Genomic DNA, 26,909 nt, shown 5'->3' on the forward strand with positions numbered 1-26,909 from the left:
ATCATCTTTATTTCATTCCTGTGTGCTTAATAAACAGAGAATGAGTTCTACAAGCGTAGCTTCAGACTGAATCTGCTGTTTGTTACCACTGGCGCAATTGGTTGCACAATAATGGAATGAGCGCGTTAAGAGGATACGTAAGTTTTATAAACAAGAATAAGGAACAGCCCGCGCTAGCTAGTGCGGGTTCTGTTTTTATGACGTATTCGCAATGACAAGCTCGGCTACTATGTGGCTCACTACAGACTAGGAACCCATTCTTGCACGTGACGTATAGGGTGTTACAAACCAGGCCGGAGGTGATAAATGAGACTTCTGATAATCACCTATCTTCTTTTGGAGTAGAATCCCGTTAGTCCCTTTTTCTGGGTTCACAATCAGGCATAAGATGGTGTAGAATGACGTAGGTTATTCCAGATGAGATCAGAAAAGCCATAGTTAGCTTCGAGCCTGTTTATGGCCATTCAATATTTCGTTTAGAAAATAGCTTTAAGTTGTAACCGGTAAGCTACCTTGTTAGCCAATATGTACTTAGCCAGTAGGTGTTTATTCGCACAACGGGCATATTAACTGATACGTCTATGCAATATGGTATGTGCTTCGACGGCAGCGTCGTCCGGGGATGGGGTGACGATGGGCGCTGGCTCCATTTTTCCAACACCTGGGCCACGGGTCATAAAGACCAGATGGAGCGCAACTACCTCCGGGGCCGTGAGATGGGCCTTACCTTTTTCCGCGATACGGTGCTCTGGAACGAAGCGAAGCGGTGCCCCGATTACGCCTGGCTAGACCGCTTGCAGGCCATCAGCAACGGTCAGGTTGAGTTGGCCCTGAATCACTACGGCTTACCCGAGTGGATCGATGAGTCCATGTTTTGGGGCGGGCAGGCCGCCGAAGCCATGTACGAGCAGGCTTACCAGATTGCTCATCGCTACAGGGGGGCTTTTCGCAGTTACAACATCGGGGTAGAACTGGGCATCTGGACCGACTGGATTGCGGCTCCCAACAACCGCCAATGGCCTTTCGGGGGCCGGTCCTGGTGGGAGGTCTACCAACAGACCAGTGCCATCACTATCGCCATCGCGAAGGGACTCAAAGCCGCAGACCCCGCCTGCTTAACGGCCATGAGCGAACCCTGGGGCTGGGGCGACATGCCCTACCCTGATCAGGCCCGGCCCTTTGCTACGGTATTAGGGCAGGTGGATGAGGTAGCCCGGCAAAACGATTGTCATACCTGGGAGCATGGCCACAGGGAGCTGCTGGACATCGTCGGCTTGAACATCTATTTCGAGAATGACATCGCCAACATGCTCCGGGCGGCCCGACAGCTGTTTCCGGATAAGAAGATTGTGGTGGCGGAAACGGCCAACATCTATCGCCCCGACTGCCACCCTCCAGCCCTGTGGTGGGCCAAATTTGAGGCTTTACACGAAGCGAATCTGGAAGTAAGCTGGAATCCAGGGTTTCCCATGCTAACGCATGAACTGGGGGAAGCGATGGCGGGAAATTTGCTCGATGCCGACGGCACTCAACACTGGCGGAGACCGTAGTACATTGGCCCTATCAGATCAGTTCGTAGGACAGTAGACCCCAGCCTTGCCGAGGTCTTGACCATTGACAACGCTGGAGGTTCCGGAAATGAACGTGTTTATGGCAGTCGTTTGACAACCATCATTGCTGAATGAGATCCGCTTCTTATCTGTTACCACCGGGAGTTGGCGTTTTCTTCACTTAGTACCAGCCGCCCCCCAACGCACGGTATAAATCGGTGATTGCCAGGAACTGAGCCTGTTTGGTACTGATAAGGGCTAGCTCGGCTTCCAGCACGCTGCGCTGAGCGGTGATAACTTCCAGATAGGACGCATAGCCGCTGGCAAACAGATCGTTTGACGTCGTGACAGCCGTTTGCAGAACAGCTACCTCCTGCGCCTGTAACTCAGCAACGCTACGGTAATTTTCTACCCCTCGCAAACTGGTGGTCACCTCACTGAAGCCCGTTAAAATTGTTTGCTGATATCGATACAGGGATTCCCGGCTCTGCGCCACCGACTGCCGATAGTTGGCTTTAACGAAACGCCGATTCAGAACCGGAGCCGACAACCCACTCAGCAGTCCCGCAGCAATTGAGCCGGGATTGAACAGGGTCGCTGTGCGGAATGCGTTCAGCCCCAAGTAAGCCGTCAGGTTCAGGCTTGGCAGAAATTCGGCTCTCGCTACGTCTACATCCACGTTAAACGCCTGAAGGTCAAGCTCAGCCTGCTGAATATCGGGTCGACGAACCAGCATCTGGGCGGGGATACCCGTAAGGACCTGGCCCGGCAGTTCGCGATCCTGTAAAGAACTGCCCCGGGCGATCGGCTGAGGATAGCGGCCCAGCAGTCGGTTCAGTTGATTCTCATTCTCAACGATTTGCTGGCGAACCTGACCCTGTCGGCTTCGGGTATTGAGGAGTTGGGCCGAAAACTGCTGAACAGCCAGCTCCGTTACCCGGCCCGCTTCTTTCTGGATACGCACCAGCCCAAGGGCGTTCTGTTGATAATTGATGTTTTTCTGAATGATTTCCAGTTCGCCATCCAGCGCCAGCAACTGGTAGTAATAGTGTGCCACTTCGGCAACCATGGCCGTAATGACGGCATGTCGGCCCTTCTCTGACGACAGAAACCGTAGGTAAGCCGCTTTTCGCCGATTACGAAGTTTGCCCCAGATATCGATTTCCCAGGTGCTGCGAGCCCCCAAGAAGTAGTCCGGCGTAGGGTTCGGGATGACCAGGTTCCCCCGAATGTTATCGGACAGATTCGTATCGAAATTCCCCACGCCATTCAGTGTATTCTGACCGTAGCGATCGACCCCTGCTGACGCCACGGCATTTACCTGCGGAGCCAGAAAACCACGGCTGTAATCGAAAGAGGCCCGTGCGGCCTCGATACGCTGGGTGGCGATCCGTAAGTCCAGATTGCCACCCAAAGCGGTATCGATGAGCTGTACCAGATGGGGATCAGCGAAAAAAGTTCGCCAGTTCTGACTGGCAATGCCGAGCGTATCGGACCGACCGGCGAAGGAAACGGGCATCGGGCGGGCCGATGGATGGAGCAGCGGTTTGGGCAACTGACAACTACTCAGCAAACCGGCAGCCAGCAGAAAACAACAACTGTAACGAATTGACTTAGTCATGAATAACGGAACCATTGACGTGCGGTTGGGTGGATAAACGAACCGACGTCTTGTCGGCCTTCTGAACAGGATTGTTACGCTGATCATCGATGGGCTTGGAACCAAACCGCTCGGCGAGTTTGGCGAAGAAGACGTATAGACCCGGCACGATGATGAGACCGAATAACGTACCGGTGAACATACCGCCAGCCGCTGCCGTACCAATAGACCGGTTGCCCAGCGCGCCCGCTCCCGACGCCATACAGAGCGGAATGAGTCCGGCGATAAAAGCAAAGGAAGTCATCAGAATCGGACGCAACCGCGAAACGGCCCCCTCGATTGCCGCGTCCAGAATTGACAGCCCTTCACGCTGACGCTGGCTGGCAAATTCGACGATCAGAATAGCGTTTTTACCCAGCAAGCCAATGAGCATGACCAGGGCCACCTGCGCGTAGATGTTGTTTTGTAACCCCATCACTTGCAGGAAGAAAAAGGAGCCAAATATGCCGGTGGGTAGTGATAACAGAACCGATAACGGTAGAAATACGCTCTCGTACTGCGCCATCAGCAATATGTAGACGAACACCAAGCAGATCGCGAAAATATAAAGCGCCTGATTACCTGACTCCACCTCTTCCCGCGACATACCGGACCACTCGTAGGCGTATCCTTTGGGTAATGTACTGGCCGCTACTTCCTGAACCGCCCGGATCGCATCACCGCTGCTGTAGCCGGGCGACGCATCGCCGTTGATCATCGCGGAGGTGTACATGTTGTAGCGGGTAATCTGCTCGGGACCATACACGCGTTCCAGCCGGACGAAGTTGGAATAAGGTACCATTTCGCCCTGATCGTTCTTGACGCGCATGTTCAGCACATCTTCGGGTTTGGTCCGGTAGCTGGGCGCGGCCTGTACCATCACCTTGTACATTTGGCCGAACCGGATGAAATTGGATGCGTAATAGCTTCCCATCATCGTTTGCAGCGTGCTCATGGCATTATCAATCGATACCCCTTTCTGAGACGCTTTCTCCTGATCGACGTGCAATAGATACTGAGGAAAACTGGGGTCAAAACTGGTAAAGGCATCGCTGATCTCAGGGCGTTTTTTCAGCGCAGCAATAAATTTCTGGGCTACGTCAGCTGTCTTCGTCAGATCGCCACTGCGCCCCCGATCCAGCATACGCAGTTCAAAGCCACTCGAATTCCCGAAACCGGGTACCGTGGGCGGGGGGAAGAATTGAATCGTTGCGTCGGTAATGTTTTTGGTCTTTTCCTCCAGGGTGGCAATTAGCTCGCGCATCGATACCGTTCGCTCGTCCCAGTGCTTGAGGTTGATCATCCCCATACCGTAAGAGGCTCCGGCACCATCGGTCATCAAACTGAATCCGGCCAATGTCGATACGTTTTCGACCGATTCCTGTTCCGAGGCAATCGCTTCGATGGCGTCCAGCACTTTCTCCGTCCGGTCGACGGTAGCACCGACGGGGGTTGTAACGTTAACGTAGATCATGCCCTGATCCTCGGTGGGAATAAATCCGCCCGGTAAGATCGTGCTGATACCCCATGTAGCCAGAATAAACAGCCCCAATATGCCCCACGTGATGACGCTCCGGTTCGCGACCCGGCGTAATAATCCCTGATATTTACTCGCCAGCGATTCGTAGCCCCGGTTGAAACGGGCAAAAAAGCGACCCATAAACCCAGTTTGCTCACCGTGTACGGGCCGGAGTAAAATGGCGCATAACGCGGGAGTAAGCGTCAGCGCGTTTACGCCGGAAATGACAATAGCGATTGCCAGGGTCAGAGAAAACTGCCGGTAGAAAATGCCCACCGGTCCCGTCATGAATGCCACGGGTACGAACACCGCTGACATAACCAGGGTAATGCCCACGATCGCTCCGGAAATCTCGCCCATTGCGGCAAACGTAGCGGCTCGGGGTGTCAATGGCTCAGACCCACCACTGGATTCTTCCATTTTAGCGTGAACAGCCTCCACGACCACAATCGCGTTATCGACAACGATACCAATGGCCAGCACCAGCGCAAACAGCGTCAGCAGGTTAATGGAAAAGCCGATCGAACTCATAAAGGCAAACGTACCAACCAGGGCCACCGGAACGGCCAGCGCACAGATCAGCGTAGAACGCCAGTCCTGCAAAAACAGGAAAACAATGATGAACACCAGCACGAAAGCTTCGATCAGCGTGCGAACTACCTCGTGAATGGATGCGTCCAGAAAGCGCGATACATCGTAGGCATAGTTGTAGGTCATGCCCGATGGAAAGGAGCTTTCTTTTAGCTCAGCCATGCGCGTTTTGACATTGGCAATAACGTCACTGGCGTTGGAACCGGGACGCTGTTTGAGCATGATGGCCGCCGATGGCCGCCCGTCATTTTTGGACAATACCCCGTAATCCAGCGAACCGAACTCGACCTCAGCTATGTCTTTCAGCCGGAGCGGTGAACCGTCCGGATTGGTCCGTAGAATGAGGTTTTCGTACTGAGTGGGTTCGAAAAATTTACCGGTATAGCGGAGAACGTACTGGAGGGTCTGGGGAGCCTGATCGGCACTTTCACCCGCTTTACCGGGGGCGGCTTCTACGTTCTGCTTGCGAATACCCGCAATCACTTCGTCGGGCGATATGTCGTACGCCGTCATCCGGTCGGGCTTGAGCCACACCCGCATCGAATAATCTCGGTTGCCCATGATGGCGGCAAACCCCACACCATCGATCCGCTTCAGTTCGGCGAGTACGTTGATGTCGGCGAAGTTGTAAATGAACTTCTCATCGACCTTTGGATCGTTACTGACGATGTTAAGGTACAGCAGCATACTATTCACCTCTTTTTCGGTCACGACCCCCGCTTTGATCACCTCCTCGGGTAGTTCGTCCATAACGGTCGTCACGCGGTTCTGCACGTTGACGGCCGCCAGATCGGGGTCAGTACCGACCTGAAAAAAGATTGTGATGAGTGTAGACCCGTCATTCCCCGAAATGGAGGTCATGTAGGTCATGTTAGGTACTCCATTGATGGCGCGCTCGAGGGGAGTGGCCACGGCTTTGACGCAGACATCGGCACTGGCACCGGTGTATTTGGTCGTCACCGTCACCGACGGAGGCACAATATCAGGAAACTGCGTAACGGGCAGACCCGTCAGGGCCAGTACCCCCAGCAGCACAATAACCAGGGAGATGGCCGTGGAGAGCAAGGGCCTTTTTACGAACGTATTGAACATGAGTCAGTTAGTTTCGAAATGAGTTGAGGTCAGTCTAGCCCCAAACGATACACTCACTACCGCGCAGCCGCGTATAAGGCCTGTAAGCTTTTGGCAGGCAGCGGCTTAGGTACGATACTCATGCCATCCTTGAGGCTCTGAATACCCTCAAAAACGATGCGATCGCCCGGCTTGAGCCCAGACTGGACGATGTAAAACTGATCGACCCGGCTGCGGGGCACAAAACTTCGGCTACTGACTTTATTTTGGGCGTCAACGACGTACACAAAGTTTTTGTCCTGCACCTCGAAGACGGCTTTCTGCGGCACCAGCACGGCATCGTCCACATCGGTAGATACGCGAATTTTACCGGTCGATCCGTGCCGGAGCAGGCGTTTTGGATTGGGGAACGTAGCCCGGAAGGCAATCGTACCTGAGTTGTCCTCAAATTCGGTTTCGGTGGTTTCGATTTTGCCCTTGAGCGGATAAGCGGTATCATCGGCCAGAAGCAGATCGACCTCCCGAACCGTTGTTTTGTCGGGATCAAGCCGTTTTTTGATGAAGGATAAATACTCTTTTTCGGATACGTTGAAGTAGGCATACATCTGCCGAAGATCGGAGATGGATGTCAGCAGCGCCCCTTCTTCAATCAAACTACCCTGCTTAAACGGTATCCGGTTGATAACGCCGTCGAAGGGTGCCCGTATGCTGGTTAAGGAGACATGGAACCGGGCTTTGGCCAGGGCGGATTTGGCAGCGTTGATCCCCGCCCGGGCAGTTGCCATTTTCGATCGGGCAAGCTTCAGCTCCGAGGGCGATATAACGTTTTTGTCCACCAGCAATTTTACCCGACCCATTTCGACCTCTGCGGACTCGGCCTGCGCGGTGGCACTTTGCAGATTAGACTGCGCCCGATCTACTTCCACCTGAAACTCGGTGGGGTTGAGCTGGAACAGCAGTTGTCCCTTATGCACCGGTTTTCCTTCATCGACCAGAATCTTATCTAAAAAACCAGCGACTCGGGCGCGGACCTCCACGTTCTGTACCGCTTCGAGGTTACTGGCATAATCCCGGTCGAGCGTGGCGTCCTGTTGTATCAGTTGAATAACTGGAAGCGTCGGTGCGGTAGCCTCCTGTTTTTTTTCACTTTTCGCCGAGCAGGATGCCAGTATGGTACCGATGAACAGGGCGGAGATGCTTAAGGTAGATTGCATAGAAAATGCGGATACGCCTGATAATACCGTCGCAAATAGGCTAACATCGTTTAAGGGCAGCTTAGAAATTTCTTAGAATTTGCTTAGAAACGGGGAGTCTGAACGGGGTCGACTGGCCAAAACACAAAAACGACCGCTGGCGATCCACGTTGAGCGGACTAAAAAACCGCTACCAGGAATCAGGCCCCGGTAGCGGTAAGATGACGTATCAACTATGAAAAAAAGGCACTTACTGATCAGTTGCTTCCGGGTCGGGAGCGGCAATTTTAGCTAAATCCTTGTTGGCGGGGAATAAGGCCAACCCCTTTGTCAGCCATTCATTTCGGGCCTTTTCGTCTTTCGTAACCAGCTCGTTGTACGAAATCAAATACTTGAAGGCCAGCACCAAGTCTTTTTTATACCGATTCCGTTCGTCCTCTTTGTCGGCTGTCATCGTGATGAACTGCTCGAAAAAGGGCTTGGCTTTCCCGTTTCGAACGGCGGCTTCCGGCGTATACGCGTAGTAGTTGGCTTTGGCCCGGTAGAGGACCGTTGGTGCATAATCGGGCGACGCTTTCTGAGCCAGCGCCAGTGCCGAGTCCGCCATGGCGAAGCGTGTCGTATCACGAATTAGCTTACCAAGGCTATCGCGCTGAAAACCAAGCGTATAATTACTCATGCCATACCGAAACAAGTCCTGAACGTCAGCCTTGAAACCATGTTTGGCCGCCGAATCAAGCGCGGCTACCGCTTCGGGATGTTTCTTGGCCCGGTAGTAATATTTGGCGATGTCGCTGTACAGATTCTCCGTGGTATCGAAGGGTGCCGCCTTGGCGAGATTCATAATGCCCAACGAATCGTTGATGGCTTTCAGCGAATCACTGCCAGGATTTTCAATGCCCAGATACGCATTGCCCAGGTATCTGTAATCATCATACATGACCTTATCGGGCGCTTTTTCCATGAACGTAGTCAGGTTCTGGATGGCTTTCTGCGGTTGCTTCAGGGCCGAATAAGACCAGCCTTCGATCCGGTATACGATTGGGTTTTGCGCCAGCACAGCACGGTTGCTGTCGATCAGGTTGACGGCCCGCTGATAATCCTTCGCCAGAAAATGAAATTGAGCCTGTCGAAGCAGTGTCTCCTGCCGTTTATCTTTCGACACGTTCACGTACTGGTCAATGTAGCTGGCGGCATCTTTGTAGCGGTTCACCAGAAAATACAACTCGGCCAGCTGGTTGTAGGCCGGTGCGTAGGTTTGATTGGCGTCAATGGCTTTTTTGTAATTCTCCACGGCCAGATTCAGGTTACGCCCCTGCCAGTAGATATCGCCGATCCGCTGGTAGACCCGCGACGGATTCATGCCTAATTCGATCGCACTTTCGTAGCGGGAAACCGCCGTACCAGCGTCTTTATTCAGGTAATGCGCATCGCCCAGCGTCAGCTGGATAGCGGGATTTTTCTTGTCGCGATCGGCCGCCCGGTTCAGATAATCGATGGCTTTCGCGGCATTGACTACCTTTGGATAGATCGGCTTGATCGAGCCATTGCCGGGGGTTAGGTAGCCGGTATACGCTTCGCCGATCCGAAAAAGAATCTCTGCATTTTTACCCTTACTCCTGTCAACAACCTCCGTTAGTTTAGGATCGGCATTTGCCATATCGTTTTTGACCAGATACGTGATGGCTAAACCGGTTTGGTTCAGTGGAACCCGCTTCTCATCCATTGGGATGCCTTTCTCGAACCAAATGCGGGCCGAGTCGGGATGACCACTACGAAGATAGCCGTAGCCCGCATCGAAATAGGTTTGTAGGGAAGGGTTTTGCTGGGCGTTCTGACGTAATATAGTCTTGGCTTCATCGAATCGTCCAAGGTTCGTCAGGGTATTGGCATCGGGCGTAGGTGTCTGCGCTAACGCATTAACGGCCAGTCCAGAAAGAAAGATTACTGTGAGTTGAGTATTCATGCTGTGTTTAGGTTTAGTTACCTCACCGGACAACCCAAGTTATCTGGGGAAGCATAGGCAAACTACAAGACAGACCTAAGAAGAAACTTAACAATTGCTTAGAATTACCTTAGAGCGACAGCATCTACAAAAACCAGAAACTGTCCCGGAGGTGAAAGTCAACCGAACCGAGGTAGGCATCTTTTGTAAAAACAGACGCCCGATAAATGCCCGGTTTAATCGTATTCTCCGGTTTGAAACTAACGGAAATACGATGGGGATTTTGGGCAAAATTCACGATCTGGGTGGCATGTACCGGAATGACCTCATTCTGGTCAGGCCGTGTAACTGTAGCAGTATGCAGGGCGGGCATCATTGGCTGCTGTTGCTCATCCGTTAGGCTCAAGTATACTTCCTGCGTTCCTTCCAGCGTTGACACAGCCGGTATAGTGAAGGAAATAGTCAGGGTAGTTGCCTTCTTCGCTTTAGCCGTCACTTTCTTGTTCGACTTTCTGACTTCTACCAGAAAGGCGTCACCGTTGATGGCAGAATGGGGTACACTGGTCAGGGTTTGGGCGTCGGAATCGGTCGGTTGCCGTTCCGGTTGCTGTTTGCTGAGTTGTTCATTTGCCTGATTCTGCCACTTAATTTTATCGTGCATGGCCATCATTTGGTGTTCCAGACTATCGCGGACGACCGATAAGCGACTCAGTTGTTGGGTAAAAGCCCCGATGGCCTGGCTATAGCTGGCGTTCTGCCGACGCAACTCACCCACAGTTTGATCGCGCTGGTTTACCTGATCATGCACGTTAGCAATGCGCTTGTTCAGATAAGCCGTATCATCAGTCGCGGTCTCAAGCTGGCTCTTCAGATCGCGCAGATCGCCTTCCAGCTGGAGTTTCACGGATAACAGTGAGTCGGCCCGTTGTTCAGCCTGATCATACCGGGTAGTTAACCGTTGATCGTTGATCCAGTAAAGGCCGACCGCCACACCCAATCCGGTCAGGGTAGCCAGCACCCAGGCCAGCGTTGACGAGTTATATTCCGTTGTTTTCATAGGCATGTAGCGCATTGAGGATGAAGCAAAGGTGGTTCTGACTGGTTATAAAGGCATTAAAGACTACTTAGAATTTACTTAGACTTCTCTGTTGCGCCAATCATAAGTACCATCGCTGCGTTACCACTACAACGTCAATAACTTTCCTGGCATGGCCAACCGATTTTCCCGATACGCACAGGTACTAGCCTGGCTGGATCAGCACGTCATCAAACGACTCTATACCGAGCGTGTCCGCCGGGTCATTCTTCAGAGCATACCCTTCTGGGTGGCCTCACTACTGACCGGATTGATCGCCGTGGGGTATGAGGAATTATTTGTCTGGGCGGAGCAGATTAGTTTTTCATGGATTCAGGCGCACCCGTACCTGACCTTTATCACCACCCCCATCGCGTTTCTGGTTGCCTGGCTACTCGTTGCCAAATTAGCTCCAGCCGCTCGGGGAAGTGGCATTCCACAGGTCATGGCCGGCATAGAACTGTCGAATCCGACCACGCACGGCCGTACTAGCTATCTGCTGAGTCTTCGGGTAGCCATCGTCAAAGTGCTGAGTAGCGTTGTGTTGCTGATCGGTGGTGGGGTTATTGGTCGGGAGGGGCCGACCATTCAGATTTCAGCGGCTATTTTTCGGGCGATCAACCGGTTGCAACCGGCGGGGTGGCCACAACTCTCCCGGCAAATTGCGCTGGTCACGGGCGGGGCGGCTGGACTGGCAGCCGCATTCAACACGCCACTGGGGGGCATTGTTTTTGTCGTTGAAGAGCTTACCCAGACGCACATTACCCGCTTTCGAACCGCGGTTTTCACTGCCGTAATCATTGCCGGTATGACTGCGCAGGCCATTCAGGGGCCTTACCTGTATCTGGGCTTTCCTAAAGTCACGGCTTCGACGGGTTGGTTTCTGGGCGTTCTTGTGCTGATTGCTATGCTCTGCGGTTTGGCGGGTGCCCTGTTTGCCAAGACCTTATTATGGGTCAATGCCTACCGGCAGCGATTTACTACGTGGCCTCAGAAAGTGGCCTGGGTAGCTGTTTGTGGGCTCCTGCTGGCCGGACTTGCTTTCTGGGTCGGCACGGAGGCAGTCGGCACCGGAAAACCCATCATCAACCGGCTGTTGTTTCAAAATGACCATGCAACGCCCTGGTATCTTTTTCCGGTGCGGTTTGCGGGGATGGCGCTCAGCTACAGCGGAGGAGCCGCCGGTGGTATTTTTGCAACATCGCTGAGCGCCGGGGCTATTCTCGGCGACGCACTTTCCCGGCTGATACAGGTTGCTCCCGGCGACACGAATCTGGTCATTCTGGTGAGCATGGTCAGCTTCCTGACCGGGGTCGTCCGCTCCCCGTTTACGGCGGCTATTCTGGTACTTGAGATGACGGATCGGCACTCCGCAATTTTCCAGTTATTGCTGGGCGGTCTGATGGCGCAGGGAGCAGCCTCGCTGGTTGACCCCGTATCATTTTATGAGCATCTGAAAGCAGGATTTATTCGCGAAACGATGGCGCAGTCCACCCTTTCTGATCGAACCGCTAAACCAACAGCCGTCGAATGAAGTAACGTATATAGATTCCTGCTCGTCAAAAACTGTCTGGCATTAGTCCAATGCTCGTTTAGCCTGTTTCGATAATGACTGCTACTGACCCCAAACCGCCACGGTCGAACCGGCCTAATCTGCTTACCCGCTTTAGTCAACTGATTCGTGAGCGTTTTAGCCTGGACGAAGATAAGGACGACGAAGCGGATGTCATACAGGCCATTAGTCGGGGAATCGAGTTTCGGGGCATTAACTTGTGGACGCTGATTTTTGCTATATTCATTGCTTCTATTGGCCTGAATATCAACTCACCAGCGGTCATTACCGGCGCTTTCCTGATTTCGCCTTTGATGGGGCCCATCATGGGGATCGGGATGGGTGTGGGTATCAATGACCTCGCCATGATCCAGCGGGCGCTGAAGAACATAAGTCTGGCAGCGTTCATTAGTTTATTGACCTCCACGCTCTACTTTTTCGTCAGCCCGTTACACCTGGCTCAATCTGAACTATTGGCCCGTACCTCGCCCACGGTCTGGGATGCCCTGGTCGCCTTTCTGGGTGGTCTGGCGGGCATTGTGGCCGGTTCACGGCGGGAGAAAGTGAGCAACGTTATTCCGGGTGTGGCGATTGCAACGGCCCTGATGCCCCCGTTGTGTACAGCAGGTTATGGACTGGCAACCGGTAATCTCTACTACTTTGCGGGGGCCTTTTACCTGTTCCTCATCAACGCGATATGCATCAGTATTGCTACCTTCCTAATTGTCCGATTCCTGGGGTATCACCAGAAACAGTACCCTACGCCCGAAGTCGAACGGCGGGTACGGAACACCATCTGGTTTGCCGTGTTCGTTGTGGTCATTCCCAGTAGCTACCTGGGCTATCAAATTGTTCGCAAAACCATCTTCGAAGAGTCGGCCCAGCGATTCGTTGCCGCCGAATGTGATTTCCAGTACCGGCAGGTCATTAGTTTCGCAGCCCACTTCAATCGGCGGCAGAGTACCCTGGAGCTGTCATTAGTCGGCGAGCCATTACCGAAGGATTCGATCGACCTACTGCGAACCAAAATGCCGGCCTACGGGCTGGGCGACGCGACGCTGGCGATCAAACAGGGTAATTTTAAAGACACGGAAATTGATGTCGATGCGCTGAAAAATACGGTAACCGATCAGGTGATTAAATACAGCCAGACATCCATCGCCCGCAAAGACCAAATCATTGATTCGCTACGCCGGTCTATTGATCGGTCACAAACATCACGAATTCCGGTAGCTGATCTGCGGAATGAACTCAAGATACTCATGCCCGATGTGCAAACGTTCACGGCTGCCCAATCGCTGGTCATGAACGCAACCAGTACAAAACCCGATACAGTCATGCTGGTATATGCCCGTTTTTCGCGTCGTCATACGACAGCCGAAAAACAACGGATCGAACGCTGGCTGCAAAGCCGAACGAAGAGCAAGAAAATAAAATTACTGGTTGAATAACAGAATTGACACAGGGCCTTCAATGCCATAATGTAGGTATATCGACTAGCCACGCAATGAGCAACGTTAACAGGATCAGCGCACCGATCAGTAAAAGCAGCCAATCAGGTTTTCGGGGTCTGTCTTTATCCGGGCTCAACGGGTCGATTCGGGTCGACGGGGGGCTGGCTGATTCGGGCGGAGAGTAGGGTGTGTAGGGTTGACGTACGTTTTTAACAAGCATCGTATCGGTCGGTTACGTATCGGAATAGGAATTCTCAGGTAGCCAAAATTGCTCGTTACGGCTTAAGATTCGCTGACAAACTCCTTAGAATCTACTTAGAAAAGCGATAGTTACCGGGGCAGCTCGATACTGAAAATCGTTGGTTTACCCGGCGTGGACGTAACACTGATTTGCCCCCGATGGAGTCGAACGATACGCTCTACGAGTGACAATCCTACGCCATACCCACGCACATCGGCGGTCTGGCGGCTGCGATAGAAGGGTTCAAAAATATAGGGCAGGTCGGCGGTCGGAATGGCCTGACCGGTATTCTGAATCTGGACTTTCACGACGTCTTTGCTAAAGTCCATCTGCACCAGTGCCTGCCCATTGTCAGAAAATTTGCAGGCGTTTTCCGTCAGGTTTTTTAAGGCCGTAGCCAGCAGGGTCCGGTTACCCTGCACAGCGAGCCGATCAGAATCATCGGGTAGTGCGCCGAGTTCTATGTTAATCTGATAACGAGGATGGGTCGCGATAACCTCGTCGCGAATATCCCACATGATTTCGTCCATCCGCACGCTATCTGCCAGTAAGCTGGTTGCATCCTCCTGGTTGACCTGTGAGAGTTGCAGCAACTCGTGCGTCAACGCGACCAGATCACCGACATCATCCAGCACAGACCGTATCGTTTGCCGGTAAGCCGCTGGTTCCCGCTGGTTTAGCAGGCTCACTTCCAGTTGCGAACTAATCTGAGTAAGGGGATTTTTCAACTCATGGGACACGTTAGCCACGAACATTCGCTGCAATCGAAATGACTCGGCCACCCGATCCAGCAGTCGATTGATCGTCGATGATAACCGGCTGATCTCGTCATCCTCTTTGTTGATACGCAGCCGTTCATCCCGATTACGGGGGAAGATGGCGCTGACGGTCTGGTCGATCTGCTGCATGGGTTGCAGAGCATCGCCCGCAAAGAACCAGCCAGCGAAGGCCGTGATGCCCACGATCAGGCAAAACAAGCCAGTCAGTGACCAGATAAGCCGTCGTAGAAACTCATCGCCATAAGTGTTTTCGGCGCTGGCCACCACCACATATTGACCAGACGCCGTCATGAACCGAATACCCGACAGGTAAAACCCATGCTGCCGGAAATCCTTTTTTTTATGTTGCCTGATATCAGCCAGTATAGCTTTCGACAGGGTTATCGGCCGGGTTTCATTCGCGATAAAAATGATCGAATCCCGGCTATCGAAAATTATAATTTGCTGATTCGGTAGGTGGTCTTTCCGGATTCGGCCCAACTGCTGAATCAGTCGGGCATCCAGCCGATGTCGAATAAGCATGTCGCCCGTTGTGTTGGCTTTTCGGTCAAGTCGCCGGTAAAAGTCAGACGAAATGAAAAGCCAGCAGAACGCATAAATACTCACGAACGCCAGCAGTAAGATGCTGGACACCAAGCTTGTAAAACGTAAGGTTAGCCGTTTGCGAATCGTCATGACTGGACAAAGGAGTAAGGGCACAGGGTGCGTACAAATCGCCCGCTGCCCAACGCCCGTTACTCTTCTTTGAACATATAACCCATACCGAAGTGGGTATGGATTAACTTTTTCGAAAAATCCCGATCGATCTTTTTACGCAGGTAGTTGATATAGACTTCCACGACGTTGGTGCCCGTATCGAAGTTAAGATCCCAGACGTGCTCGGCAATGGATGGCTTCGACAGTACGCGACCCTGATTGCGCATCAGAAACTCAAGCAGGGCAAATTCGCGGGCGGTCAGCTCAATTAACTGCCCATCGCGGGTAACGGTTTTGGCATCCAGATTCATTTCAACACCGCCATACCGTAACGTTTGAGCCGTCATGGACACCTGCGTACCCCGTTTGGTCAGGGACCGCACCCGAGCCAGCAGTTCGGCAAACTGAAAGGGTTTCGTCAGATACTGGTCCGCCCCGGCATCGAAACCCATAATTTTATCGTCGGTTTCGCCCAGTGCGGTCAACATCAGAATGGGCGTCGTTATGCCTTCTGCCCGTAGCTGCCGACAGAGTTCATACCCATTCAGCCCCGGCAGGATCAGATCCGTTATGATAGCCGCGTAATTAGTTTTGAGAGCCAGTCGTTTCGCGATAAGCCCATCGTACGCAATGTCAACCTCGAACTGACTCTCTTCCAATCCCTGCTGGATCGCCTGCAATGTCTTGGGTTCGTCTTCAACAACCAGGAGTTTCATACCGTACTGAAGAGAAAGGGTTTGTTGTCAAAAAAAGGGCAATCCGGCGGCAGAGCCTAACCAGAAAGTACGCTCCTTTTTACTGTAAACGAGTTTACGACGCTCATGTTCTCCGTAAATTCTATGACCCAACGGCTGCCTATCACTGCTTTTCACCCTGCCAACCCTGAGCACTCAATTAGGGCGTCGCTCAGGGCGTTCAGGACTGGCTTTCTTGCGTACAGACCACGATCACATATAGATAAAGACTGGTTTGCGTTTATACGGCAATCAGGGCTTCGCTCATTTGTCTCAACAGTGTTTCTACGTCCTGCTGGCGGGCCAGACGATACCGCGCGAATGAGGTACCCGGCCCAACTTTCATGGTGTAAGCCCAGTTTGGTAGCTGCCGAAACATGTCCTCATCGGTTGTGTCGTCGCCCATACTGACGATAAAATCGTATGGTTTTTGCTCCATAAGCGAGAGCGCTACAGTTCCTTTACTGTGCTGGGCGGGTTTAACTTCCACGACTTTGTTGCCCTGAATAACCGTCAGTGGAATGGACGATGACACCTGACGCAGCTGCGTTGACAGATCAATGGCCTGCCCTTCCACATCCTCACTCCCGACCATCCGGTAATGCCAGGCAATCGCCGTTTCTTTTTGTTCAATGAACGATCCGGGAAAACGATCGACAAAGTAATTCATGATCGATCGAACCGGATCGACCCAATTGTCAGTCGACAGATCGAGTCGTTCCCAGGGTTGGTCGGGCTTTTTCAGAAAGGCCCCGTGTTCAGCCACCAGGTGAACGGGAATGCCCGCGAAGGTTTTTTCCAGGAAGGCCCTGTTCCGACCGCTGATGACCACCACGTCACTGCTTTCGGCCAGGTTCACCAGTATAGTTTGTAGATCACCGGAAGGTCGGGCTTCGGCGGGATCATTGACAATAGGTGCCAGCGTTCCGTCAAAATCAACCAGCAGCAATCGCTTGTGAGCGTCATTGAACGTGCTGATAAATGGCAGAATGGGCAGGTCGGTTTCTAAGTCGGTCGGGTTACTGATCATATCGTTGAGGGCGGTAAGGAAATCGTGACTCCATCGAAACACGTTGTGGTTTTGCAGGTGCTTCCGCATATGGATCAATCGCCGTTCCTGTTCAGCCAATGGCATGAGCAGTGCCTGATTGATGGCATCGGCCACCTCCTGGGTATCGGTTGGATTAATGATGAGGGCATCGCTCAATTCCTGAGCGGCACCGGCTAATTCACTCAGGATCAATACGCCTTTGTGGTCCTGGCGGCTGGCTACGAACTCTTTGCAGACCAGGTTCATCCCATCCCGAACGGGGGTAATCAGGGCAATATCGCAGGCCGTATACAGGGCCATCAGTTCCGTGAAGGACAGCGACCGGTACGAATATACGATCGGTCGCCAGCCGATGGTGCCAAACAAACCGTTGATACGTCCGATCGTTTCTTCGATCTCCCGTTTAAGCTCCTGGTAATGACCGATTTTATCGCGTGACGGCACAATCGTCATGACAAAGGTCACGTTGTCGTGCCAGTCTGGATGCTGAACCAGAAAACGCTCATAACCCAGCAACCGGGATGTGATCCCTTTGGTGTAATCGAGCCGATCCACCGAAAAGATGATTTTGTTGTGTCGGAGCAGACTTTTGTACCGTTGCTGGGTCGCCAACACCTCGGCCTCCTGTCCACTTGTGTTGAATTTATTAAAGTCGATACTGATGGGAAAATCCCGGACGCTGATGGAGCGGTCGGGAAGCACGATCCGTTGATTAATAACGGGCAGGGTCAGCACCTCCGCAACACTTTGTAGAAAATGCTGGACATAATCAGTCGTATGAAAACCAACGACATTGGCCCCCAGGATACCCTCAATGAGCGACTGCCGCCAGGTTCGGGGCAACAGTTTAATGATTTCGTAGGTCGGGAAAGGAATGTGAAAAAAGTAGCCAATGCTGATAGCCGGCATAGCACGCCGGAGCAGATCGGGCAGTAACATCAGCTGGAAATCGTGAATCCAGACGAGATCACCAGGCTCGATCAGAGCGGTCAGTTCATTCAGAAAAGAGGCATTGGCCTGTTTGTAGCAGTCGAAATCATGTTCGCTAAACGAGGCATAGGACGGAAAGTAGTGAAACAGCGGCCAGATCAGGTCGTTGCTGAATCCTTCGTAAAATCCCTTATGAACCGCGTCATCCATAAAAACCGGATGCGCAACAAACGTATCGTTTTCCAGCGTAGATGGGCTTACCTGCTGCAACGACGTATCGCCATGACCCACCCAGTGAATTTTTGTGACTGCCCCTTCCTGACTCTGCCCCATCTGTTCCGCCATCGACAGCACGGCCGAAACCAGTCCACCCGAATTCTGCTGAAGTAAGGGCCCCTCATTCGTTTGTTGAATGGAAAAAGGTAACCGATACGAAACGATGAGCAATCGTTTAAACGAAGATTTAAACGTTTTCATAATGTTGATGCGCTACTGAACGCTCAGTGTATTCTTGCAAGATAAGTATCAACGGCTTAGAAGGGGCTTAAGCAACGATTAGAAATTCCTTAGAAGTGCCTATGACTTGCCGGGTTCGGTTGATTGTCCGATGAACCCGCGTGGTAGGAACGAGATGTGATCTTCGTAGAGATAACCCTCGCTGTACGTCTTTCAACAGGCACTTTACTAGCCTATTCATCGGATCAGCAGCAGGCTGAACGTAAGTACAGGGAGCGACAAACGATTGAATAATTATACAGTGTTAGGTTAAGTAATCTCAGATCGTGGCAACTAGTCATCTACATACAATGAGTATAGGCCAATACATGCCAAAGCAGCAACTAGTCGCTAAAAAATAAGTCAACGTTATAAGAACAATAAAGCATATCTTGCTGTATGTCAGCCTTTAGACTCTATTTTTTTACAATAAACACTATCAACATCAGGCTCGATGGACCGTTTAGTTCGGTCGATGTACACCTGTATTTCATGAAATAAGCTAGCTGGGTTTGTCCAGTCGGCTGGCCGGACGTGGAAGGGCTTGAGTACCCAGTGGAGATGCTCGAAAACAACCCGGTCGGCAAACTGTTTCTGATCGATTTGAATCTGATAGGCATCACCTGACTGATTTAGTTTGGCCAACAGGGCCGGTTCAGCTGTTTCTAAGGAATGACGCCGTTTACGAATCGTGGATGGCCTATCGCTCGACATCGTGTGTGTATCCAGTAATAACCGCGCATATTCGGTTACGCTGTACCAGATTGTATGTTGATGGATAACGTAGCGAATGGGCTGCATGTGACTGGTGCTTTATTGAATTAAACGGGCAACGCCAAAGGCAGCCGCAGCCGCCAACGCACCAATCAGCATCACCTTAAACGCCCCGCTAACAGGTGGCTGTCCAGTGACTTTGCTCTTGAAATAGCCGAAGACAAACAAACAGATCAGGGTCAGTCCGCACGAATACAGCAGGGCCTCATGCGGGCTGGCAAGCAGGAAATAAGGGGATAGCGGCACCAGTCCCCCAGCTACGTAGGAAAGCCCGATGGTTAGCGCACTTTTCGTGGCCCGGTTGGGGTCCGGCTCGTCAAGCCCCAGTTCATACTGCATCATGAAGTCCACCGCACCGGCGGCCCGGCCACTTGGTTTTATCCTTCGCCAGTTCATCGGCGATAGTCGTTTACAAGGCCGGACTCAAGCCCATCTCGGCAAAGACTTTCCGAACTTCTTCTTTTTCTCGCTCGGGAACGGTTTCCACTTCCATCATCTCCCGCCGACGTTCCGACTCATAATGGTCGGCTTCGGTACGTCCCGCCAGGTAGCCACCCAAGCCCATGGCAATCGATCCGGCTACGATTTCGGCAATACCTGCCGTAACGACCAGGGATGAATCGGCCACGGCACCGCTCAGACCTGCGGCCAGCGCAAAGGGAACCGTCAAGCCGTCCGACATACCAATAACGATGTCGGAAATCATGGCTGAACTGCGGAGATGCTGTTCATGGTGGATATAACCCGTATCTGCCATCTAGTTAGGAATGAATTACGTGTTGCGTTCGCCTGCGATGGGTACGGTAAACCAGCCAGTCAGAGACCAATTGGTTACTGATGAAGAAATGGCGGCTTCGTAGGTTCGCAAACCAACGCCCGATACCACTCCAGGGCGGTAACGGGCATTGATTCATTAGTTTCTATGCATCAAGACGCTATTCGTCTTTAACATCGTACCGGTCTAGCATCATCACCTTGTTCCAGGCCGCCACGAAATCATGTACAAAACGTTCTTGTGCATCATCCGCCCCGTACACTTCGGCGATGTTACGCAGCTGCGCATTGGACCCAAAAATCAGATCGCACCGGGTGGCCGTGTACTTGACATCGCCACTCTTCCGATCCCGGATGTTGAAGAACATCTCCTGCGGATCCTGAGGAAACCACACATAATCCATGCTGGTCAACACCTGAAAAAAGTCGTTGGTCAGCTGCCCCGGACGGTCCGTAAACACCCCGTGCTTCGAGTAATCGTAATTCTGGTCCAGCACCCGCAGGCCACCCACTAGTACCGTCCACTCCGGCGCGGTTAGCGTCAGCAACTGAGCCCGGTCCAGGAAGATCCGCTCGGGAGGCACCCGGTAGCCTACGTTGTCATTATGGTAATTCTTGAAACCGTCCGACACCGGCTTGAGCCAGTTGAAGCTTTCCACATCGGTCAGTTCCAGAGTCGTATCGACGCGGCCCGGCGTAAACGGAACGCTCACCGCAACACCCGCATCATGAGCCGCTTTTTCAACGGCCACGCAGCCACCCAGTACGATCAGATCAGCCAGTGAAACGCGTTTGTTGCCCGACTGGCTGCTGACAAAGTCGCTCTGAATACCGCGCAATGTCTGCAACACCCGGTTCAGTTCGTCGGGTCGGTTGAGTTCCCAGCTGTTCTGGGGTTCCAGACTGATGCGGGCCCCGTTGGCACCACCCCGCTTGTCCGAGTGGCGATACACCGAGGCCGCCGACCAGGCCGCCGATACCAGCGCCGACACGGTGAGACCACTGTTCAGGATGTGCTGCTTCAGGGTAGCGATATCAGCCTCGTCGATCAGCTCGTAATCCCGGTCGGGTCGGGGGTCCTGCCAGATCATGTCATCGGCGGGTACTTCGGGACCCAGGTAGCGTTCTTTTGGGCCCATATCCCGGTGCGTCAGCTTGTACCAGGCTCTTGAAAACGCGTCCGTGAAGTAATCGAAATCAGATAGGAACTTCTCGCATATTTTGCGGTATTCCGGGTCTACCTTGAGCGCGATGTCGGAGGTCATCATCATCAGATTATTCAGCTGACCAGCGACGTGAGCATCCGGCGTTTTAGGCGCGGTTGGATCAATTGGCGTCCATTGGGTCGAACCAGCCGGACTTTCCACCTTCTTCCAGTCGAACGTGAGCAGGTTCTCCAGGTACGAGTTGTCCCACTGGGTAGGATGCTGGGTCCAGGAACCCTCGATCCCATTCGTCATGGTGTTCACGCCGTTGCCCGAACCAACCGGATTGTGCCAGCCAAAGCCCTGTGCGTGAATGGGGGCAGCTTCGGGAGCTGCGCCGATCTTTTCCGGGGCCACCATGCCGTGACTCTTACCGAAGGCGTGTCCACCGGCAATCAGGGCTACCGTTTCTTCATCGCCCATGGCCATCCGGGCAAACGATTCGCGAATTTCGCGGGCTGAATCCTGCGGATCACCGTTGTTGGCCGGTCCTTCCGGGTTCACGTAAATCAGCGCCTGGTGAGTAGCGGCCAGCGGGTTTTCCAGATCGTAGTGGGCATCTTTGGGTTGACCCACCCAGCGCAAGTTGTTGTTTACCATCTCGTCGGGGTGGCCTTTGTGGTTGGCCGATGCCGGCACCTGATCGACGGGTTTGCCGCCCCAGAACTCAGGCCCCCAGTACGTACTGCGGTCGGGCTCCCAGGCATCCCGGCGTCCGCCCCCGAAGCCAAACGTAGGGAAATTCATAATTTCGAGCGCGCAGTTGCCGGTCAATACAATCAGATCGGCCCAGGACAACGACGCCCCGTATTTTTTCTTGATGGGCCACAGCAACCGGCGTGACTTGTCGGTATTGCCGTTATCCCACCAGGAGTTGATGGGTGCAAACCGCTGCATGGCTTGTCCCGCGCCCCCTCGTCCGTCGGCAATGCGGTAGGTACCCGCCGAGTGCCAGGCCATGCGAATCATTTGCGGCCCATAGTTGGCGTAGTCGGCGGGCCACCAATCCTGCGAATCGACGAGCAGCGCTTTGATATCCTGCTTCAATTGCGGAAAGTCAATCTTGTTGAACAGTTCTTTGTAACTCTCGTCGCTCAGGGGATTGGCCGCTGGCTGATCCTGGTGAAGCAATTCAACCGGCAGGCGGTTGGGCCACCAGTCGTCAATCTGGGGGGCGGTTCCCAGGGCACCGCCTACGCGGGTACCTCTGAATGGGCATTGCTCAAGTCCTTCGGGATTATCAATGAAGTTCATCGTGAATTTTTGTAATGAATAAACCGGTGTACTAATTAAAAAAAGGTAGTGTAGTGATGGGATCGGATAGCCGACGCTTTACTGCATGTGTACGCGGAACTGCCAAACCTGCTTGTCCAGCATATAACTTAGGTCCTGAAATTTATTGGATGTAACCTCGTCGCCATTTTTGGCCGTGCTTTCTACCCGTTGACGGACGCGTTTAGCGATAGTAAAAATGCGCTCGGTCATAATGGCCAATACCTGCCGATCTGACAGGAAGCCAGCCGGAAACTTGGGCAGGCTGGCGGTCTGCACAATGGTCTCAGTGCGTCCATCGGTCGGAATACCGATCTGAAGCTGCCGCTCGGCCAGCAAATCAGCCTGTTGGCGGTACGTATCAGCGTACTCCTGCAATTGTTCATGCAACGGTAAATAAAGTGGTCCGCGCAGGTTCCAGTGTGACTGTTTAGCGTCGTGGAAAAGCTCCAGCAGCTCAACTACGGTGGCCTGTAGATCAGTGTTGATGGCGGCCCGCTTTTCGGCTTCCAGGGGAATCCACTGATCCGCCTTTTCATTTCGATAATTACCTAAGTCCGATCCGGATGAACCACCCGGTGCAGGGGCTACCCCGGTAGGGTTAGGCGGGGTTGTTTCGGCGTTACGCCGGGTTTGCGCCAGAACAGGTTGAGCGACTAATACCAGGACAAATACACCACTGGCAACACACATTTTCAGTTTACTAATCTGAAATTTCATAACAATTGAAAAAACTGAGTTTAAAAATGAATTGTTTATAGAATAGGAACTTGGTATTCATGTTGGAAGAGTTAGTTGGTCGCCGGGGGATTGGGGACTGATTCGGCGCGCAACTCAGTGTGCCTGATGAGGCCACCCAAACGGCCTACATTGGCCATCAGGCCAAAGGTGATGATCGACAGAATGAAGATCAGCACAGGTAAAAACCGCAGCTGTTTTGCCCGTTGCCAACTCAGGGTTAGTAGCGACAGGAGTGCCGTCAGGTACATACCGATGTTGGCTATGTCGGCGGCTTCTTCGTGTACGTGTAGTCGTGGTCGGTCGAGTGCATGAATCGACTTCAGGTAGTGTTCCGCGCTCTCACCCGTCTGGTTTGTGACTACCGTAGTGATACCCATCAGAACAAACAGACCAAAACTAAGCTGAATGACAGACGCCTGGCGACGGATAAGGCCATAGCCCAGCACGATGGTCGCCAGTAGGCTACCAACAATTGGGAAGTGATTCACCAGCAGGTGCCAGTGTGCTCCATTGAGATGCATACGAAATGAATTTTTAGGGTAAATGGGTATACAATAAGCTGAAGATGGTCAGCCGGGTGCAGAACTCATTGGTGCGGTTGGCATCAACGAGACAGACTAGTCAGCGGTGTCCAGTACGCCTAAGCGAACAGGATAACTACTACCCAGAGCGCGGTAAATCCGGTCTCGAAGGCTACTAAACAGTAAATAATCCGTAAAAAGACAGCGATTGGGTCAGGCGAGCAACCATACCACACGTTTTGTATGGGCACACTTCGGCCAGGGGCATACTACAAACTACGCTCGGGGGGGATTGATCAGGGCGAAAACCGCCAGAAAGGCATATAGGTCCGCCTTACGGAAGAAACCAGCTCTGGCCAAAATCAGCCAGTGTACGGGCGAAATAGCCACCAACTGAACCGCGTTCGGAGTGTAAACCGATACGGAATGACTGCTGGAAGGAAGATTCTGGTGTGAATGGTTTGGATGCTTCTGGTGCTCAGAATTAGCCCCGTAATGCATCTTAAGGAACTCCGTAAAGCTCAGGCTTGGATCGGCCTGTCGGTGTTGCTGAAAGTGCAGCATCAGATCGCCCCAGTGGGCCGACTGATCAATGCCAAAGCCGGGGAGCAAACTCCCACCCAGCATCCAGCACGCTAACACAATAGCAATAAACGATCTCATACTGACTCAACATTACTGTTAGGTGAAAGTTTCAACATTTGTTAATTTGGAAATAGACTAAAATGATTGGGTTACTCATGCTAGTAATATCTGTTAGCTATTTATCGACTACATGGCTTTATGGTTAACTAGTCGCCAGGTATACCACCTTGACCTCCGATCAGTTTGCCAGATTGTCTACAAAGGTTATGTCAAAAATTACCCCATTGTTCCAAAGCAAACCACCGTTTGTTTAAAAATACATCGTTTCGGGTTTAGCGTGTTTGCGGAGTATGGGCCCTTCAGAATACCACGCGGATAAGTTAATAGCTATCCAGTCAGCACGCCACCGCAGCGCAATACACGGGCAAACGGTTCCAGAGCCCCTTCACTGCCTTTACGCTGAAGCGGCCCGGAAGCAAGCCCTACGAAGCGGGGTTATCCTGATTCATAGATCAACCAAGTCACCACGGAAAAGTGGGTCTACCAGTTGAACAATCGCCGGAAGTCCAGCGGGGACAGGTTAGTCTTCATGTCAAAATAGCTTGCTGAACGACTGCGGATGTTCAAAGCCAAGCCGGTAAGCGATCTCGGCAATCAAGCGTGAAGTAGCGCTCAATAAATCTTTCAACTGTTCGATAACCGCCTGTCGATCATAGTGATGTGTAGTCTGCCCTGTGAGCGGATCTAGAATATTCTAGCATGTCGCTTTAGTTACGGGCGGATACTGCGAGCTGCTATACTGCACGGATGGCAAACCGTTTTTCTGGCCTCGTGAGCTATACGTTTTAAAAGATAAAAGGGTGCAACACGCGTCTTACCCCTCTCTCTGCCAAATTAAATTGGTCTGCTTGAGGCTCCCTATTTCTTCTGCACGGTTGCCTGCAGTTCGTGAGGATAACTCATGGCAATAGCGCTAGTCTCATCCAGATTCCTCACATAGAAGCGTACAGATTATCACATACGCATGAGTTGGGCCTTTAATCCTGCCCGTTTTCACTGGACGCGTTCTCCGGGGCAATACCATTATCTCACTTCTTCCACAGAACGCATCCAGTGTGAGAGAGCAAACCTACTCGCTCAGACACGAGTGGAGAAGTCAAAACGATTGCCAACCCTTCCCAATTGACGGCCAGTGTGGGGTAAGTCGCTTTGAATAAAATGTCGCTCCTGAACAAGCCCACTAAAGCGTGGTTTATCTAAAAACACCCCTGCTCCCAATTTCTTTTTAACTACAACGAGGCCACCCAATGTTCGATTCCGTTTCGCTCCTAGCCTTAGGCCTAATTTTCGTGGCAGCGGCAGTCGTTGTTTGGCGGGCGGGTATAACCTTGTCAAACACCACGGATGCGCTCGACAAACATTTCGGCCTGGGCGACGCGCTGGGAGGAATCATCGTGTTGGCGATCGTGACCAATCTACCCGAAATTGCCATTACCGTGAGCGCGGCCATGAGTAATAAAGTCGAACTGGCGGTGGGAAATATTTTGGGGGGTATCGCCCTACAAACGCTGGTACTGGTGCTCCTCGATGCAGTCGGCGTTGGTAAGCAGGACACACTGACGGCCAAGCAGTCGTCATTGACGCCAGTGCTGGAAGGGTCGCTGGTGATTGCCATGTTGACGCTCGTGGTCATGGGTCATCAGTTGCCTGGTGACCTTGTCTTCGCGCGCCTGACGCCCGACAGTGTGTTGCTCGTGGGCACTTGGGTAGTTGGCGTATGGCTTATTGGCCGAGCTCACAAGGGCCTGCCCTGGCAAATCAACTCGCCGGTGCAGGCTGCTCAAAAAGAGCCCACCGGGGCTAATAAGCGCAGTATAGGTCAAACGCTATGGCTGTTTGGTCTAGCGGCACTGGCGACGCTGGCGGGCGGAGTGATGCTGGAGGAGAGTGGGGATGCGATGGCCAAACAACTGGGGATGGACGGGGTACTCTTTGGGGCAACGGTACTGGCAGCCGCCACCTCCCTGCCCGAAGTATCGACGGGGCTGGCTTCTATCAGAAACAAGAATTATACGCTGGCCGTCAGCGATATATTTGGTGGAAACGCCTTCCTGCCCGTCTTATTGGTGTTGGCAACGGTTGTTTCGGGGAAGCCCGTACTGCCTACCGCTCAAAAAAGCGATATGTATCTTACTGGCCTGGGAATTCTGGTTACTATTCCCTACATCTTTGGGGCCTTGTTTCGCCCCAAACGCCAGATAGCCCGCATGGGACTGGACTCATTCGTTGTACTGCTTATTTACCTTTTTGGTGCAATCGGCCTTTTCGTCATCGCCCGTAAATAGCCCGCTCTACCTCTGCTAAAGCGGTCTTTGAGACTCGGTCATATCTAGTATGATTAGCTTGTAAGGTAATAAAACAGCCCCGCATCCAAGTAAGCCAACCGCCTATGAACGCATGAATAAAATGATTACCCTAGCCTGGCGCATTGGGTTGGAATTACCTGCGGGCGGTGATTGCCG

At 52.6% G+C, this 26,909-nt stretch carries 19 protein-coding genes and 1 pseudogene; 4 read left to right on the plus strand and 16 right to left on the minus strand.

Annotated elements, in window-relative coordinates; genetic code table 11:
• Nucleotides 1-581 precede the first annotated feature (581 nt).
• Nucleotides 582-1,550: a hypothetical protein gene (locus GK091_RS26010; RefSeq protein WP_164043666.1), complete on the plus strand. Its 969-nt coding sequence runs from the start codon at nucleotides 582-584 to the stop codon at nucleotides 1,548-1,550.
• A 181-nt stretch (nucleotides 1,551-1,731) separates the two neighbouring features.
• Here GK091_RS26010 and GK091_RS26015 read toward each other — a convergent pair whose 3' ends face one another.
• The 5 genes from GK091_RS26015 to GK091_RS26035 all read right to left on the minus strand — a co-directional run bounded on the left by GK091_RS26015 (nucleotide 1,732) and on the right by GK091_RS26035 (nucleotide 10,565).
• Nucleotides 1,732-3,171, minus strand: a complete 1,440-nt coding sequence (locus GK091_RS26015) for a TolC family protein (protein ID WP_246202427.1) — start codon at nucleotides 3,169-3,171, stop codon at nucleotides 1,732-1,734.
• Nucleotides 3,164-6,391, minus strand: a complete 3,228-nt coding sequence (locus GK091_RS26020; RefSeq protein WP_164043668.1) for an efflux RND transporter permease subunit — start codon at nucleotides 6,389-6,391, stop codon at nucleotides 3,164-3,166. The genes GK091_RS26015 and GK091_RS26020 overlap by 8 nt, the downstream gene beginning before the upstream one ends.
• 56 nt (nucleotides 6,392-6,447) lie before the next feature.
• Nucleotides 6,448-7,584, minus strand: a complete 1,137-nt coding sequence (locus tag GK091_RS26025; RefSeq protein WP_164043669.1) for an efflux RND transporter periplasmic adaptor subunit — start codon at nucleotides 7,582-7,584, stop codon at nucleotides 6,448-6,450.
• A gap of 229 nt (nucleotides 7,585-7,813) precedes the next feature.
• The gene (locus GK091_RS26030; protein WP_164043670.1) at nucleotides 7,814-9,529 is read right to left on the minus strand and encodes a tetratricopeptide repeat protein; all 1,716 of its coding nucleotides are present in this window, start codon (nucleotides 9,527-9,529) and stop codon (nucleotides 7,814-7,816) included.
• Between the two features lie 124 nt (nucleotides 9,530-9,653).
• Complete coding sequence (locus tag GK091_RS26035) at nucleotides 9,654-10,565, minus strand: hypothetical protein (RefSeq protein ID WP_164043671.1); 912 nt, start codon at nucleotides 10,563-10,565, stop codon at nucleotides 9,654-9,656.
• A gap of 151 nt (nucleotides 10,566-10,716) precedes the next feature.
• Between GK091_RS26035 and GK091_RS26040 the strand changes: the two genes are divergently transcribed.
• The gene (locus GK091_RS26040) at nucleotides 10,717-12,117 is read left to right on the plus strand and encodes a chloride channel protein (RefSeq protein ID WP_164043672.1); all 1,401 of its coding nucleotides are present in this window, start codon (nucleotides 10,717-10,719) and stop codon (nucleotides 12,115-12,117) included.
• Between the two features lie 74 nt (nucleotides 12,118-12,191).
• Complete coding sequence (locus GK091_RS26045; protein WP_164043673.1) at nucleotides 12,192-13,586, plus strand: DUF389 domain-containing protein; 1,395 nt, start codon at nucleotides 12,192-12,194, stop codon at nucleotides 13,584-13,586.
• Between the two features lie 19 nt (nucleotides 13,587-13,605).
• On the opposite strand, the gene GK091_RS26050 is transcribed toward GK091_RS26045, so the two are convergent.
• From GK091_RS26050 to GK091_RS30150, 11 genes and pseudogenes are all read right to left on the minus strand, one after another.
• Nucleotides 13,606-13,809 carry a hypothetical protein gene (locus GK091_RS26050; protein ID WP_164043605.1) on the minus strand — a complete coding sequence of 68 codons (204 nt, stop codon included), beginning with the start codon at nucleotides 13,807-13,809 and terminating at the stop codon, nucleotides 13,606-13,608.
• A 110-nt stretch (nucleotides 13,810-13,919) separates the two neighbouring features.
• Nucleotides 13,920-15,284, minus strand: a complete 1,365-nt coding sequence (locus tag GK091_RS26055; RefSeq protein WP_164043674.1) for a sensor histidine kinase — start codon at nucleotides 15,282-15,284, stop codon at nucleotides 13,920-13,922.
• 59 nt (nucleotides 15,285-15,343) lie between these two features.
• On the minus strand, nucleotides 15,344-16,021 hold the full coding sequence (locus tag GK091_RS26060) for a response regulator transcription factor (protein ID WP_164043675.1): 678 nt from the start codon (nucleotides 16,019-16,021) through the stop codon (nucleotides 15,344-15,346).
• Nucleotides 16,022-16,280: 259 nt separating this feature from the next.
• Nucleotides 16,281-18,497 (minus strand): bifunctional alpha,alpha-trehalose-phosphate synthase (UDP-forming)/trehalose-phosphatase, encoded by a 2,217-nt coding sequence (locus tag GK091_RS26065; RefSeq protein ID WP_164043676.1) that lies wholly within the window; start codon nucleotides 18,495-18,497, stop codon nucleotides 16,281-16,283.
• Nucleotides 18,498-18,917: 420 nt separating this feature from the next.
• Complete coding sequence (locus tag GK091_RS26070) at nucleotides 18,918-19,316, minus strand: hypothetical protein (RefSeq protein ID WP_164043677.1); 399 nt, start codon at nucleotides 19,314-19,316, stop codon at nucleotides 18,918-18,920.
• A 12-nt stretch (nucleotides 19,317-19,328) separates the two neighbouring features.
• Nucleotides 19,329-20,046, minus strand: a pseudogene (locus tag GK091_RS26075) (VIT1/CCC1 transporter family protein).
• A gap of 178 nt (nucleotides 20,047-20,224) precedes the next feature.
• Complete coding sequence (gene katG, locus GK091_RS26080) at nucleotides 20,225-22,522, minus strand: catalase/peroxidase HPI (RefSeq protein ID WP_164043678.1); 2,298 nt, start codon at nucleotides 22,520-22,522, stop codon at nucleotides 20,225-20,227.
• Nucleotides 22,523-22,600: 78 nt separating this feature from the next.
• Nucleotides 22,601-23,260 carry a Dps family protein gene (locus GK091_RS26085; RefSeq protein ID WP_164043679.1) on the minus strand — a complete coding sequence of 220 codons (660 nt, stop codon included), beginning with the start codon at nucleotides 23,258-23,260 and terminating at the stop codon, nucleotides 22,601-22,603.
• Between the two features lie 71 nt (nucleotides 23,261-23,331).
• Nucleotides 23,332-23,802: a hypothetical protein gene (locus tag GK091_RS26090; RefSeq protein ID WP_164043680.1), complete on the minus strand. Its 471-nt coding sequence runs from the start codon at nucleotides 23,800-23,802 to the stop codon at nucleotides 23,332-23,334.
• A 276-nt stretch (nucleotides 23,803-24,078) separates the two neighbouring features.
• Nucleotides 24,079-24,465: a hypothetical protein gene (locus GK091_RS26095; RefSeq protein ID WP_164043681.1), complete on the minus strand. Its 387-nt coding sequence runs from the start codon at nucleotides 24,463-24,465 to the stop codon at nucleotides 24,079-24,081.
• A gap of 514 nt (nucleotides 24,466-24,979) precedes the next feature.
• Complete coding sequence (locus GK091_RS30150) at nucleotides 24,980-25,075, minus strand: helix-turn-helix transcriptional regulator (RefSeq protein ID WP_394351901.1); 96 nt, start codon at nucleotides 25,073-25,075, stop codon at nucleotides 24,980-24,982.
• Between the two features lie 619 nt (nucleotides 25,076-25,694).
• On the opposite strand from GK091_RS30150, the gene GK091_RS26105 reads away from it, so the two are divergent.
• The gene (locus tag GK091_RS26105; protein WP_164043682.1) at nucleotides 25,695-26,732 is read left to right on the plus strand and encodes a sodium:calcium antiporter; all 1,038 of its coding nucleotides are present in this window, start codon (nucleotides 25,695-25,697) and stop codon (nucleotides 26,730-26,732) included.
• Nucleotides 26,733-26,909 lie beyond the last annotated feature (177 nt).

Origin of the sequence: Spirosoma agri (assembly GCF_010747415.1) — a bacterium.
In the GTDB taxonomy this organism is placed as follows: Bacteria; Bacteroidota; Bacteroidia; order Cytophagales; family Spirosomataceae; genus Spirosoma; species Spirosoma agri.